The sequence below is a fragment of the Bombiscardovia apis genome (assembly GCF_033095945.1).
Lineage (GTDB): Bacteria > Actinomycetota > Actinomycetes > Actinomycetales > Bifidobacteriaceae > Bombiscardovia > Bombiscardovia apis.
Map to the genome: position 1 here is coordinate 391,996 of NZ_AP026800.1, position 13,780 is coordinate 405,775.

The window sequence follows — 13,780 nt, forward strand, 5'->3', positions numbered from 1 at the left end:
ATTTGCGCTTACAGCAGGGCTCGCGGCTCCTGGGCTTCGGATATAGTCGAAACAACGGGCAGGAGGAAGCATGACCACGGCACAGACGGTTTCGCTCACTAGCGCAGTATCGTCGCTTCTGAGCAACAAACGTCGGGTCAGTGCGCTCAAATCTCTTGGCATTGTCAGCGTCGCTGATGCTCTCACCTATTACCCCTTCCGCGTAACTGACCCGGTACCGGTGCGCTCTATTGCCGAACTGGTAGTAGGCACGCCCAGCGCTCTGGCGGCTCGCGTGGAGCAGGTGCGAGCGGTTCCGATGGGAGGCAGGCGCGGCTTTCGCCTAGACGTGCTCATAGACGATAGCGACTACGCTCCCGAGCGCGGTATGGCTGGTAAAACGGCCCGTTTAGTATTCTTCTCCCACCGCAAGTCTTACATTGACTGGATGCAGATGCGGCTCCAGCTGGGCATAAGCGTGGTGCTAGCGGGAGACCCCAGCGTCTTCAACGGGCAGTTGCAATTCACTCATCCCGAAGTGTTAGTCGTGGCTCAATCTCCCAGCGGTTCGGCTTCCGACTTACTGCCCGGCTCTATTCGCCCAGATGCTGACTCGGTTGAAGAGGCCCTCGCAAAGGTGTCTCGCCCCCGTCCGGTCTACCATGCCAATTCGCGCATATCTTCGGACCATATTCACGAGACTATCGTCGGCTTTATGCGTATGCTGGCAGCGCCCGCAGCTCAGTCACCAGAGCCGGCTGCCGATTCTGCCGATTCTGACGCTCCTGCTGCTGCCCCCGCTGTAGATGCTGCGCCTGAAGGCCCCGAGTCTGACTCCACTGCCGCTCCCATAGACTCTCAGGCCTTAGCTGCCGCCGTTCCTGACATTCTGCCCGAGTCGGTGCGGACCAGCAATGGCCTTCTGAGCCGGGCCCAAGCCTTCGTGAGTATGCACACGCCTAGTCAGGTATCTGGTTTCCGAGCAGCAGCCGAGACTTTGCGCTTTGAGGAGGCATTCGTCTCGCAAGTTGCCCTGCTGCGCTCACGCAACGAAGCCCGCAAAATTGAGACTTACACTTGCCCTCAGCCGCAGCCCGGCTCCCTGGAGCAGCGTTTTGTTGATTCCCTGCCCTTCCAGCTCACCAGCGGTCAGAGTGAAGTCATTGACCAAATCGGCCAAGACATGGCTCAGGATTACCCCATGCAGCGGCTTTTGCAGGGCGAGGTGGGCTCGGGTAAGACGGTAGTAGCTCTGGCGGGCATGTTGCAAGCGGTCGAAGCAGGCTATCAGGCCGTGCTGGTGGCGCCGACTCAGGTCTTGGCTGAGCAGCATTTTGAGTCAATCGGCCGCATGCTGGGCGCTCTCAGCAGTTCAAGCTCGGACCAGTCTGACGGCGAGGGAAGTGCAGCCGAGGCAGACGATTCTATCGATGACGCTCCTAAAAAAGATGGACAAAGTCATGTGAATAAGGAAGCTCCAGTTCCTCTGGTCCTCTTAACGGGCGGTATGAAGCTCTCCGAACGCCGCCGGGCCCTAGCTATTTCGGCTTCAGGCCAGCCCTGCATTGTTATCGCTACTCACGCCGCTTTTTCCAAGACCTTCCAAGCTCCCAATCTCGCCTTGGCGGTCATCGACGAGCAGCATCGCTTTGGTGTAGAGCAGCGCGAGGCCCTGCGCCGCAAGTCCGAGAAAGCTCCGCATTTGCTGGTTATGACGGCCACACCCATTCCGCGCTCGGCAGCGATGACTTGGTTTGGCGACTTGGATATTTCCATGCTGACCCAGCTGCCCGGCGGCCGAAAACCGGTGCAAACATATGTGATTCCCGAGCTCGATTCGAGCACCATGGCCAATATGTTCCTCCTGATGCGCCAGCGGGTCGAAGCGGGGGAGCGCGCCTACGTGGTCTGCCCCCGCATTGACGAGGACGATCCTGCCGAGCAGACGGGAGCTGCCGGTGAGGGCAAAGCGGCATCGAAGAAGGCAGTGGCCTGCGAAGCTACTGACGAGAACGCTTTCTTGGAGCTTGACCCCTATGCAACTCAGGAGAGCGAAGAATCTGAGCCTGCGCAGCCCCTCCATTCGGTTGAGGAAATCAGTCGGCGCTTGGCTTCGCTGCCCCAACTGGCAGGCATTCCTATTGCCACGCTCACTGGCCGAGATGACGACGAGACAAAGACGCAAGTAATGGCCGACTTCTCCTCGGGCAAGACACCGATTTTGGTGGCCACTACGGTAGTTGAGGTGGGCGTGGATGTGCCCCAAGCCTCGGTTATTGCCATATTTGATGCCGACCGTTTTGGTCTCTCCCAGCTTCACCAGTTGCGCGGTCGAGTCGGGCGCGGTGGCAGCAAGAGCTGGGCCTTCTTAGTTTCGAGAGCCCAGCCAGATTCCTTGGCAGCTCAACGCTTAGAGGTCATTCGCACTTCTACTGATGGCGCCCAAATTGCGCAGGCAGATATCGAATTGCGCGGGGCTGGAGATGTCTTGGGCGACGCTCAGTCCGGCGGCCGCTCCTCCTTGAAGCTCCTGCGGGTAGTGAGCGATGCCAAGATGATTATTAAGGCACGAGAGCAGGCCCAGTCCCTCCTAGAAGCCGACCCGGAACTGAAGGGCCAAGTGCAGCTGTCTGGTGCGGCCCTCGACTTTACGCGGGGCAACGAAACGTTCTTGACTTCCACCTGAGTTGAGCCCTAGAGCCAAGGAAAGGCTCAGGTAAATAGTTGACATTGTCCATTAATGCAAGCACTTATCTAGGTGTTGCAAGAGATATCGGAAGGTAGGAGCCATGCGTATTATCGCCGGCAGATTTAAGGGAATGCCCATCCCTGCAGCTCTCAAAGGCACCCGCCCCACTACCGACCGCACCAAGGAAGCTATATTCTCTCACTTGAGTGCCCAAGGCTACCTCGACGATGCTCGGGTGCTCGACCTCTACGCAGGCACCGGAGCCCTAGGTTTCGAAGCCCTATCCCGCGGCGGCCGCCAGCTGGTAGCGGTGGAATATTCGCGCAAGGCCGCCTCGCTTATTGGGCAGAGCGCAGCCAAGCTCAAGGCTTCTCCTGTCTGGCAGGAAGACGATTCCATTCAGGTGATTACGAATAAAGTAGAACGCTATCTGGCTGCGCCTGCCAAGGCCTTCGACCTTATTTTTATAGATCCGCCCTATGCTATGGAATCGGTCGACTGCGACCAGCTTTTGGCTCAACTGGGGGAGCAGGGTGCCGCAGTTTCAGGGGCTCTGGTGGTCTTAGAGCGGTCCACTCGCTCGCCTGAACCCCAGCTGCCCCAGGGGTGGAATCTCGAAGAGAGCAAGTCCTACGGTGAGACCGCTGTCTATTACTGCGTTAAAGAGTAAGCGCTAGGCAGGCAAAGGCAAGGAGGCTTGCGCAGGGGGGGCTTGCGGCCTGGCCTCAACTATTTGTGGGGGTGCTCGCCGCTCACATCCCAGCCCAGTGCTTCGAGCTTGGCCTTGTCTTTCTTGCTGAGTCCGGCGCAATCCAAGCGCTCTAACAGGTCTGGCCGAATCTGTGAGGTGCGTTCAAGGGCTTCATCTCGCCGGAAGCGGTCGACCTTGCCGTGGTCGCCCGAAGTCAGGACTTCTGGCACATCGAGCCCCCGCCAAGAAGTCGGGCGCGTGTACTGCCGGTATTCCAAAAGCGGCTCGGCGCCGGTGTATGACTCCTCTACAATCGAGTCGGGATTGCCCATAAATCCCGGTATTAAGCGGGTAATAGCCTCAAGCATGACCGCTACCGCCACCTCGCCGCCGTTCAGCACGTAATCGCCAATCGAATACTCGCGCACATCGTAGCCCTGCTGCTGGTAGTAGCTGGGCAGGCGACCATCGTAGCCCTCATAGCGCCCGCAGCCGAAGATCAGCTGACTGGCCCCGGCCAGTTCGGTGGCATCGGCCTGGCGAAAGAGCGGCGCCGAAGGGTTGGGGAAAATGAGTACTGGCTTAGCTTCGGCTGCCTGCCCTGGCTGCGAGTTCTGATTGGATTCGGCGCTGATTCCAAGTAGTTCATCTAAGCATTCGCCCCACACTTCGGGCTTCATTACCATTCCGGCTCCGCCGCCAACTGGCGTATCGTCGACAGAATGGTGCACATCGTGGGTCCAATCCCGCAGGTTATGCGTGCGCACTTCCAGCAGCCCCTTGGCTTGTGCCTTGCCCAGCAAGCTCAGCTGCATCACGTCAAAATATTCGGGAAACACGGAAACGATGTCAATCTTCATGCTCCCCATCCTAACCAAGGGCAGACCCAGCCTCCCGCACTCCGGCAAGCCTAGAGCTGATTATTGAGCAAGCCGATGGCGGTGGGGATCAGCCAGAAAACTCCTATAACGATGTAAGGCCACAGGTGGGCCCGGCTCACGGCGATGAATTCGCGGATAAAAGCGGTGGGCCAGTAGTAGCCTTTGGTGTGGCTGCCGATGCCGTCGGCCTTGAGTCCAACCTTGCTGGCATACTCGCTGGCGCGGTATACGTGGTAATCGCTAGTGACCAAGGCCGCCCGGTAGTCACGGCCCTGGCAGCGTTGCTCGATGATTTCCTTAGAATATTGCAGGTTCTCGAGGGTAGTGGTCGACTGCGCCTCTTGCACAATGGAGGCTGGATTGACTCCGCGCTCGCACACCAGGTAATGCTCCATGGCCTGCGCCTCAGAGATGACTTCGTCTGAACCTTGCCCACCCGAGACGATGATGGTGGCCTTGCTGCCTTGTTGCTCCCACAATTGCAATGCCTTATCGAGCCGACCCTTGAGAAGCGGAGTGGGCTGGTCTCCCAGTAAGCCAGCGCCGTGCACAACGATGTAATCATACAGGCGCTTGCGAGGCAGCAGGCGATAAAGGTATGAGTAGAGCAAAAGGGCAGCAAAAGTGAAGAAGAACCAAACTCCCTCAAGGGTGATTAATCCCGCTAGACTGGTGAGCCACAGGGGCGCGTGATAAGCGGAGAGTAAGGGGAAGAGCGTCATCATCGCCAAGATGCACAGGGCCAGCAGCGAGGGCAAGATAGTCGACAAACGCAGGCCCTCGTGGCCTACAACGATGACATTGTTAATGAGTAGGAAAGCAACCACCAATATTGGTGTTGCCACCACCAGTAGGGCTACAGGCAGCAGCAGATATTCTCTGCCGAATTGCAGGAGGAGGGTGCCAGCCAGGCTGACCACAAACAGGAGCAGCCAGATGGCGTTGCGGAACTGGCGGGGTTCGTGGTGCACGTCGTGCAGGAGCAGGAGCCCAAAAACGATGCTGGGCAGGTATAGCAGCAGGAGTTGCCAGCTTGTATTCATGCGTTTCTCTCCACTCTCATCGAGTTAGCTCTTCACCTCGACTCTATCAAGATTGTGCGCAGGCATGAGTTTTGTACTTTCTGAGAATATTTTGTGTATAAGTCGTAAAAGTATTGTAAGGTTGACACTGAAAACGTATTTGTCTGCGTCGGAGTGTGTCGAGGGAACGTTTCCGCGTGTTGCGAGTTAGTGAAGGAAAAAGAAGGGTTGGGGGCCATGGGTTCTTTTATCAATACATATAAGAAGGTGGCATCTGCCGTTGCGGTTGTAGTCACGGTATCAATGGGCTTTGCAGTCGCCACTGCTACGCACCCTGCGCACGCAGCCGAAGTTGACTCCGCACTCAAAACGGTGAGAGTTAATATTGACGGCAAGTTCTTAACTGATTTTGATTACACCAAGACTACTTACACGATTCCCGGAAAGCCTGCATACGTAGACCTGACCGGTGTGCCTAAGGGCTGGACTGTCGACAATGCTCTTAAGAAGAGCTCCTCTTCGGACCGGAATAAGAACGACATTCATCTCGGTTCGGACTTTACGCCAGAAGATACCGCGAAGTTCAAGGCTGCCGTTGGCGAAAACTTCAAGCCCTCCTATTACACCGATTCCACCGATGTTAAAAATCCAGTTGTTTTCAATGATTTTAGCTTGGATAAGCACGAATATGTTGGTATGAAGGTCAGCCAACAGCAACTGGTCAACCTCTCCTTCAATTTGAACGATAAGGATCAGGCTGCTTACCAGGCTGCTCGTGCTGCTGGCTTTGGCTTTGGCCGCGCTAGTTACGACGCTCAAGGTCGCCAAACTATTGAGCGCTCAGAGGTAAAGTACTTGAAGCTTGACATTATTGCGAACTACAGCAAAGACGTTCGCTCTATGAGCTATATCTTTACTGCCGAGCCAGATCTTGGTCCTATCGCCGGTGGCCAGTCTCAGGGAACTGCATGGCATGCTGACGATGAGTGGAGCATTTTGTCCAACACGTTCACTGACAGTTCCGTTTCTGTAACGATCAGGCCAGTTGCTGCGGCTCCTAAGGCTGCTGTAAAGTCTCTCGTCGGTACGACGGCGGGCGCCACTGCTGCTCCTGTTACCTACGTCTTCAACTATTCCGCAGCTGCTGCGGCAGCGGCTCAGGCAGCACCGGTTCCTGCCGTTCCTGGTAAGCCTGCTCCTGCTGCTCCGGCTCCGGCCGCTCCTGCGCAGCCTGAAGCTGCTAAGCCTGCTCCTAAGAGTGAGACTAAAGCTAAGGATCCTGCGCAAAAGTCCGTGCTGGCTCGTACCGGTTCTTCGATAAGTGTTGTGCTTGTGGCTGCTCTGGCTCTGGCCCTTGTCTCCGCTGGTGGTCTGCTGCTGAGCCGTAGGACTCGCTGAATGCTTAGACCCTAGTCTGACCTGTTCTCAGGTTCGATAGTTCGAAATGTGGCTGTTATCAACGATTGTTGCTAGCAGCCACATTTGTATTGTGAGGGTTGGGCCAAAGACCCGGGGCAGGATTATCATAGGAGAGCGCAATGCTAGCGTGTGAGACATGAATCATACGGTTGCGTAGCGATGAAACAGGTGATGGGGCGAATATGTCAGGTGTGAAGGTGGCTGTGAAGCGGTTGGTAGCTGGAATCGTAGGCCTTGCGGCACTTACTGTGGCTGTGATTGTAGGCACGCCCAGCAACGCTCAAGCAGCAATAGTCAATCCTAAACTAGCTGGTGTAAGCCTGAGTGCAGACGGCAAGCCCGTAGACAGCTTTGTATTTAATCGCACCAACTACCGGCTGGCAGCTAAGCCTGCTGCTGTGCGAGTCAGCGGCGTTCCCTCTGGTTGGACGGTTGCCCACGCTACTCAAACAAGCCAAGAGGATTCTTCTATCGATGTGTCCGCTTCGCTCGACTTCCAGATTGGTAGCAAATTCACCTCTGACGATTTAGCCCAGCTTCAGTCCATTGTGGGAGACAACTTCAAACCAGCCTATTATTCCGACGATGATGACACGCAAACAATGAGCATCATGAAGGAATTCAGTCTTGCCAAGCCTGCATACCCTGGCCTGCACCTGACCCACAAGCAGCTGGCTTCGCTCTCCTTCAACCGCCAGGAGCTCCAAGCTACGATTCAAAGCATGCGCGATGCAGGTTTCGAGCTAGGTGTGCGCTGGTACGATGCAGCCGGTAGGGAAGTCTCCGGCATCTTGCAGGCCGACCAAGTCGACTACGTAAACTTGTCGATTAGCAAGGGTCTAGGCTCCAATGCCCATTCGCTCAACTTTGTATTTACTACGCAAAAAGATATTTCCGTACTCGTCTCGGCGCAAATTCCCTCACTTTCTGGTCCTAAAAGCACCTGGACTTTAGACCCTGCTGCAATCGGCGCCACTTTTACTAACGTCACGCTCCAGCCCCAGCAGTCCGCTCAGAACTTGACTCGCGCCCTGCCAGACGTGAACAACCTGGTCAGTCCGGTGACTTACACGCTGGCCTATTCCAGCCTGCCGGCCTCCAGTGCTAGCACCTCTAACACCGGTCAACCTGCTGCGGCATCTGCACCGGCTGCTCCCAGCAAGCCAGACCAACAAGCTGCGGGCGCTGCTCCGTCTACTGACCCGGACTCTAGGGCTGCGGGCGCGAGCGATTCGGCCAAGGCGGCCGCCGATCAAGACAGTGCAATCTCGACTGATTTTTCCAACAGCAATCCGGTGGTGCGCGTGTTGGCAAAGACTGGTTCCTCCACTATTGCCTTGGTGCTCATTACGCTGGTACTTGCTATGGCGGCGGCATATATGGTGGCGTGGAGCCGTAATACAGCAGATAAGGATTGAAGTTCTTCTCTGTGAGCTCTCAGCAGAATACTGATGTGATTTCATCGAGGGAGAAAACGTTCTTGCCCTGCGTAAAGTGGCGCGAATCACTATTTAAATATGGAGATTCCCGCTTTTCGGGGTGTTGAGTCTGTAATTGGTGAGATGATTTTTATAGTAGCTCTTGACTAGGCCCTATCAATGCTGTATAAGGCCTGGCCAGTTCGGATGTCAATCACGGGCTGAGTAGTCTGCATCAGTCCAAACGCAACCGGGGGCGCAACGGTAGTATTAGCTCGTCGAAAAGAGTCGATATGAAGGTCGTAATATTCTCCACCTGCGTGGTCGATATGCTCTTCCCGAATGTGGCGAAGGCAATGGTCGAAGTGCTGGAGCGATTCGGCTGCGAGACCTACATGCCTATGAAGCAGATTTGCTGCGCTCAGCCCACGTTCAACAGCGGTTACGTTAAAGAATCTCGCCATACCATGCATAACGAGATTGATGCCCTCATGGGAGTCGATGCAGACTACATCGTGGGCCCGGCTGGCTCCTGTGTAAACATGCTCAAGGAGCTTCCCTTCCACCTGAAAGACGAGCCTGACTACCAGGCCAAGGCTAAGCAGATGGCCGATAAGACTTACGAATTCTCGCAGTTCGTCTACCGCGTGCTCGGAATTAAGAATGCGGGCGCTGAGCTCGACGCAGTGGGCACCTACCATCGCTCCTGCCACATGACCCGCCTGCTAGGGGAGCGCACCAGCCCCTTCGTTCTTCTTGACAACGTCAAGGATCTAAAAATGGAGCCCCTGCCTCACATCGAAAACTGCTGCGGTTTCGGCGGTATGTTCTCCATGAAGGAGCCAGAGATTTCTAAGCAGATGGTCAACGAGAAGGTCGACGATGTGCTCAGCACCGGCGCTTCGGTCTTAATCTCCTGCGATCCTGCCTGCTTAATGAACATTGGTGGCCGCCTGAACCGCCGGGGTGAAAAGATTACCATAATGCACTTGGCCGAAGTGCTCAACCACAATGTGGATATGAGCCGGGTTACGTTCGTGGATTCCAAGGAAGGAGCCCTGGTATGAAAACGGCTTCGATGATTCGCAACAGCGACCACGATTTTCTGACCCGCGTCAAGGAATCAGAGCAAGATAAGTTTGCACAAAAAGCTATTGCCAGCGCTCAGGACGCCCAGTGGGTGAAGCGCGAAGGTGCCCGCCAGGAGCTCGGCAACTGGGAGGATTGGCGCAACTTGGGCGAGCAGATTCGCCAGCACGTGGTGCGCTACCTGCCCGACTACTTGGAAGAGTTCTCTGACAACGTTGAAAAGAATGGTGGTCACGTCTTCTTTGCGCAAACCGACGTAGAAGCGCGCGACTTCATAGTAGAGCTGGCCAAGAAGAAGCAAGCCAAGCATGTGATGAAGTCAAAGTCGATGGTTACCACAGAAATTGGCATCGACAAGGCCCTGCTGGAGATTCCCGGCCTCGACCTGCTTGAGACCGATTTGGCCGAGTTTATCTTGCAGGAAGACGACTGGGATGAGCCTACGCATTTGGTCTTCCCTGCCATCCACAAGAACCGCGACCAAGTCCGCGAAGTCTTCATCAAGAAGCTGGGCTATGAGGGAGACAACGATCCCCAGCACTTGGCCCGCTTTGCCCGCAAGGTCTTACGCGAGCGCTTCCTCAAGAATGACTTCTGCATCACCGGCTGCAATTTTGCCATCGCAGACAACGGCTGGATTAACCTCGATACCAACGAGGGCAACGCTGACTTGTGCATGGCTATTCCCAAGACTCAGGTCGTGGTGATGGGCATGGAGCGTCTGGTGCCCACCCTCAAAGAAGCCGAGACCATGGATAACATGCTGGCCCGCTCCGCAGTAGGGCAGAAGATAACCACCTATTGCACCTTCACCAACCGCAAGACTGCCGACGAGACTGACGGCCCCGAAGACTTCTACGTGGTGATTCTCGACAACGGCCGCTCTAACGCTCTGGGCACTGATTTCGAGCCCATCTTGCAGTGCATCCGCTGCGCTTCCTGCCTCAACGTATGTCCCATTTATCGCCACATTGGCGGCCACGGCTACGGTTCCATTTACCCGGGCCCAGTCGGTTCGGTGCTCTCGCCCGTGCTCGAAGGCAACTACGACGACTTCGCCGACCTGCCTTATGCCTGCTCGGTGTGTGCCGCCTGCTCAGCCACCTGCCCGGTGAAGATTCCGCTCCACAAGCTCTTGGTCAAGCATCGCGAAATTATGATGGACGACCTCCACCAGAGCCAGCTGATTGAAGATGCGGTGATGCGCGTGGTGGGCTTAGGCACCGGTCATCCCTCCCTCTTCCGCCCGGCTCTAGGTGTGGCACACACCGGAACTTCGGTAATTGCTAAGAAGAATCCGCAGAATGTGAAGAACCTCTACGAGGACGGCAAGCATCTGTCTTGGATGCCCTTCGTCTTCGGCGGGTGGACCAAGGAGCGCGACTTCCCGGATCCACCAGCCCACAAAGACGGCTTCCGCAAGTGGTATAAGACCCACAAGCCAGTCGAGGCAGACCCCAAAGTTGCTGCTCACACGGCTCAGCGCCAGCAAGAAATCAAGGCGGAGAAGGCTAAGCGAGGGGAGGCCCAGCATGACTGACCGCGAAGTATTCCTAAACAATCTCGCTACTAAGAGCGGCCGTGCCCGCCACCAGCTGGCCGACAACCCGCTCGTGCCGGTCAACGACCTGCCGGAGACTACCCTGTCTGGCAAGAGCCAAGACGAGCTCCTAGAGATTGCCCGTAAGAACAGCGAAGGGGTGCACGTCACCTTCCAGACCACTACCAAAGCCGAGTTGCCGGCCACGCTCAACGCTTTCATTAAGGCCAAGCTGGTAGATATGAAAGACGACCCCTACCAGGCCGACGACCACAACCACCTCCTCCTACCCACCTCCGACCTCTACGCAGACTTTGGATTGGAGAGCTGGAAGCAGGGGCTCACCGACCCGGCGCCTACCTATTGGAAGCCGGATGCCAGTCGCGAGGAGAATATTCAGACGGCCGAGCATGCGGGCGCAGCTATTGCTTTCGCTGACTACCTGCTGGCGGAGTCGGGCACCATTACCGCGGCTACCACGCCGGGGCAGGGGCGCACCTTCCACTTCCTGCCGGTCCACTACTTGGCCATTGTTCGCAAGTCTCGGATTCTGCCGCGCTCGCGTCAGGCCATGGACCGCTACGATCCCATGCTCAAGTCGGGCGAGCTGGTCACTTCCAACATCAACTTCATTACCGGCCCCTCTAACACTGGCGATATTGAAATGGTGCTAGTCGTGGGCGTTCACGGGCCTTTGGATATGAATTACCTGGTCGTTGAAGATATGTAATCGGCGTATGCAAGCGGCTTGCACTGCTTATGCAAGAACCCCTGCCTAGCTATTGCCGGGCAGGGGTTCTTGCTGTTTGCTCAGTCCAGAGGCAGGAGGCCCTTGGGCGGGTCAATGCCGATATAGCCTTCTTCGGGCTCAACCTCGGGCACAATCTGCTCTACGAAGGGCACTAAGCTAGCGGGGGCTGGTTCGCTGCCGTTGCTGGCCTGTAAAGCCACCTCTATGAGCTGCTGGGCCGGAGCGTCAATAACTCCAGCCACAGTTCCTATAAGCTCGCCAGCGGGGCGTCCAAGGCCGTTATTGGCGGCCATGCGGACTTCGAGACCCACTAAGTCGTCTAAATACCAGGCGTCGTCGTCTTCTTCCTCGCCGGGAGGATCGGCTGGAGCGTAGAGCTCAATGCCGTTGAGAGCTTCAGAAGCATTGCGGTCTTCGATGCCTTCAAAGAGTACAATCCAGCGGCTCTTAAAGCGCCTAGAGGAAACTACCGTAAAGGCGCGAGCCTCGTCGGCAGTAGTGAGGACCGAACCGGGGGAGAAGCGGCGCTCTGGTTCGTCGGTGAATGCGTAAACGTTGACTTCGCCCTTGAGACCTTGGGCGCGCCCGATACGGCAGACCCTCAACAGCCGAGACTGCTGAGGGTCTGCATTCGAGCGGTCAGATGCGACCTGGCTCACTGGCGCACATCCATAATGTCTACGCGCACCTTGTGATCGCCAATGGCCTGAGCCACGGTGCGAATCGCGTTAGCAGTGCGGCCGTTGCGACCAATTACGCGCCCGATATCTTCCGGGTTCACGCGCACCCGCAGCAGTTCGCCACGAGCGTTTTCATTGGAGCGCACGGAAACATCGTCTGGAAAATCGACGATGTTCTTAATCAGATGTTCCACAGCCTGTGCGAGCATAGTTCACCATTCCAATCGCTATGAAAGGGCTTTACTCAGCGTCAGCAGCGGGGTTTTCTTCCTCGCCAGACTGGGCTGCGGCCTCAACGTTTGCGGTAGCTTCGGCAGTCTCAGCCTCGTCAGCCTTAGGAGCTTCGGCCTTAGCCTTAGCTGCGGCTTCGGACTTCTTAGCCTTGAGCTTCTGAGCTTCGTTCTCAGCCTGCTCAATGCGAGCCTGTGCGTCTGCTCCAGCGGTGGGCACCTTCAAAGTGCCTTCCTTGCCGGGCAGATCCTTGTACTTCTGCCAATCGCCAGTAATCTTGAGCAGGTTAAATACGGGCTCGCTGGGCTGTGCACCCACGCCGAGCCAGTACTGAGCGCGCTCAGAATCGATATTGATCGTAGAAGGCTGGGTGTTGGGATTGTAAGTACCAATCTCCTCGATGACCTTGCCATCACGCTTCTTGCGAGAATCGACTACGACGACGCGATAGAAGGCGTAGAACTTCTTACCCATTCTCTTCAGGCGAATCTTGGTTGCCAAAACGGCTCTCCTTGTAACTAGAAATGTGATATCCGAACTCTATGTGGGGCATACAATTCGAGCACCACGCGTTCCTCAAGCGAACGGTTTGAGAGGGCCCGCTCACATGAATAACAGCCCAATTATATCTCACAGGGCAGATAAGTTCATACCATCGAACAAAGGCGCGGTCAGCTGTCTTTGGCTTGAACTTTGGAGAGGTCATCGAGGAGGGTCAGTGCCTGCTGGATATTAAAATTCTCGGCTGTTTCAAGATTGATGGAACATTTTCTGTTGTGCAGTGCATCTGAGACTTGTTGCCAGATAAAAGGTGAGCTGCGGTATGCGGGAGAGCCCAATAGCCATTTCTCGGCCTTCGAATCGAATGCTGGATAGTTCTCAGCCGGTTTTACACCGCCCCGCATAGACTTTGGCATTTTTTCGACTTGATCGTTAATCCCGTTGAGTAGGCTTACTGAAGTATTCCAAGCGAGCAAATTCCCTTGATAATGTTGCTCTTCTTTGCGGAGGTACAAGGAGGCAGCTAACCATAAAATGCTATATGTCAGAGCACCAATTAAGCAGGCTCGAATAATGGAACGTGTGCGTTTGCTTAATTGATGCTTCTGCATTAACTTTTCCCTAATTTGACCGTTTATACATGGTTAACGACATCATGGGCGCCATTGAAGACCAGACCATTTGACTCCTCGATGGTTTCTTGTTATTTGGCTGAGAGGAACGTCATGGCTATTGTTGGTCTTTCCACAAACCACCGGACCGGTATCCTCTGCAGCTAATATACCCAACTACATCTTGGCAAGTCCTAGGCTTCCACTTGCCAAGCCAACCACGCTGAATGTGATCTAGCTAACATTACGGCATGCTTTGAGACTGATCAAACACATGC

At 55.7% G+C, this 13,780-nt stretch carries 12 protein-coding genes and 1 pseudogene; 7 read left to right on the forward strand and 6 right to left on the reverse strand.

The genetic code is table 11. The features are described from left to right. Positions 1-70: 70 nt before the first annotated feature. Positions 71-2,665 (forward strand): ATP-dependent DNA helicase RecG, encoded by a 2,595-nt coding sequence (locus tag R8377_RS01465; RefSeq protein WP_317643198.1) that lies wholly within the window; start codon positions 71-73, stop codon positions 2,663-2,665. A gap of 100 nt (positions 2,666-2,765) precedes the next feature. After that, positions 2,766-3,338: pseudogene (gene rsmD, locus R8377_RS01470) on the forward strand (16S rRNA (guanine(966)-N(2))-methyltransferase RsmD); the annotation flags it as partial. A gap of 59 nt (positions 3,339-3,397) precedes the next feature. Here the strand turns inward: rsmD and trmD are convergent. Next, the gene (trmD, locus tag R8377_RS01475) at positions 3,398-4,219 is read right to left on the reverse strand and encodes a tRNA (guanosine(37)-N1)-methyltransferase TrmD (RefSeq protein WP_317643200.1); all 822 of its coding nucleotides are present in this window, start codon (positions 4,217-4,219) and stop codon (positions 3,398-3,400) included. A gap of 50 nt (positions 4,220-4,269) precedes the next feature. Next, positions 4,270-5,283 carry a YdcF family protein gene (locus R8377_RS01480; RefSeq protein ID WP_317643201.1) on the reverse strand — a complete coding sequence of 338 codons (1,014 nt, stop codon included), beginning with the start codon at positions 5,281-5,283 and terminating at the stop codon, positions 4,270-4,272. 216 nt (positions 5,284-5,499) lie between these two features. On the opposite strand from R8377_RS01480, the gene R8377_RS01485 reads away from it, so the two are divergent. From R8377_RS01485 to R8377_RS01505, 5 genes are all read left to right on the forward strand, one after another. Further along, entirely contained in the window at positions 5,500-6,660 is a 1,161-nt protein-coding gene (locus R8377_RS01485) for a hypothetical protein (RefSeq protein ID WP_317643202.1), read from the forward strand. Between the two features lie 203 nt (positions 6,661-6,863). Then, on the forward strand, positions 6,864-8,099 hold the full coding sequence (locus tag R8377_RS01490) for a hypothetical protein (protein ID WP_317643203.1): 1,236 nt from the start codon (positions 6,864-6,866) through the stop codon (positions 8,097-8,099). Between the two features lie 293 nt (positions 8,100-8,392). Further along, positions 8,393-9,166 (forward strand): (Fe-S)-binding protein, encoded by a 774-nt coding sequence (locus tag R8377_RS01495; RefSeq protein ID WP_317643205.1) that lies wholly within the window; start codon positions 8,393-8,395, stop codon positions 9,164-9,166. Beyond that, positions 9,163-10,728 carry a LutB/LldF family L-lactate oxidation iron-sulfur protein gene (locus tag R8377_RS01500; RefSeq protein WP_317643206.1) on the forward strand — a complete coding sequence of 522 codons (1,566 nt, stop codon included), beginning with the start codon at positions 9,163-9,165 and terminating at the stop codon, positions 10,726-10,728. The genes R8377_RS01495 and R8377_RS01500 overlap by 4 nt, the downstream gene beginning before the upstream one ends. Beyond that, positions 10,721-11,458, forward strand: coding sequence for a LutC/YkgG family protein (locus R8377_RS01505; protein ID WP_317643207.1), 738 nt, complete (start codon positions 10,721-10,723; stop codon positions 11,456-11,458). Before R8377_RS01500 ends, R8377_RS01505 begins: the two co-directional genes overlap by 8 nt. An 80-nt stretch (positions 11,459-11,538) precedes the next feature. Here R8377_RS01505 and rimM read toward each other — a convergent pair whose 3' ends face one another. The 4 genes from rimM to R8377_RS01525 all read right to left on the reverse strand — a co-directional run bounded on the left by rimM (position 11,539) and on the right by R8377_RS01525 (position 13,502). Then, a complete protein-coding gene (rimM, locus tag R8377_RS01510) occupies positions 11,539-12,138 on the reverse strand; it encodes a ribosome maturation factor RimM (RefSeq protein WP_317643208.1) in 600 nt (199 codons plus the stop codon). Further along, entirely contained in the window at positions 12,135-12,368 is a 234-nt protein-coding gene (locus R8377_RS01515; protein WP_317643209.1) for an RNA-binding protein, read from the reverse strand. Before R8377_RS01515 ends, rimM begins: the two co-directional genes overlap by 4 nt. A 31-nt stretch (positions 12,369-12,399) precedes the next feature. Then, on the reverse strand, positions 12,400-12,891 hold the full coding sequence (rpsP, locus tag R8377_RS01520; RefSeq protein ID WP_317643210.1) for a 30S ribosomal protein S16: 492 nt from the start codon (positions 12,889-12,891) through the stop codon (positions 12,400-12,402). Between the two features lie 170 nt (positions 12,892-13,061). Beyond that, entirely contained in the window at positions 13,062-13,502 is a 441-nt protein-coding gene (locus R8377_RS01525) for a hypothetical protein (RefSeq protein WP_317643211.1), read from the reverse strand. Between the last annotated feature and the right edge of the window lie 278 nt (positions 13,503-13,780).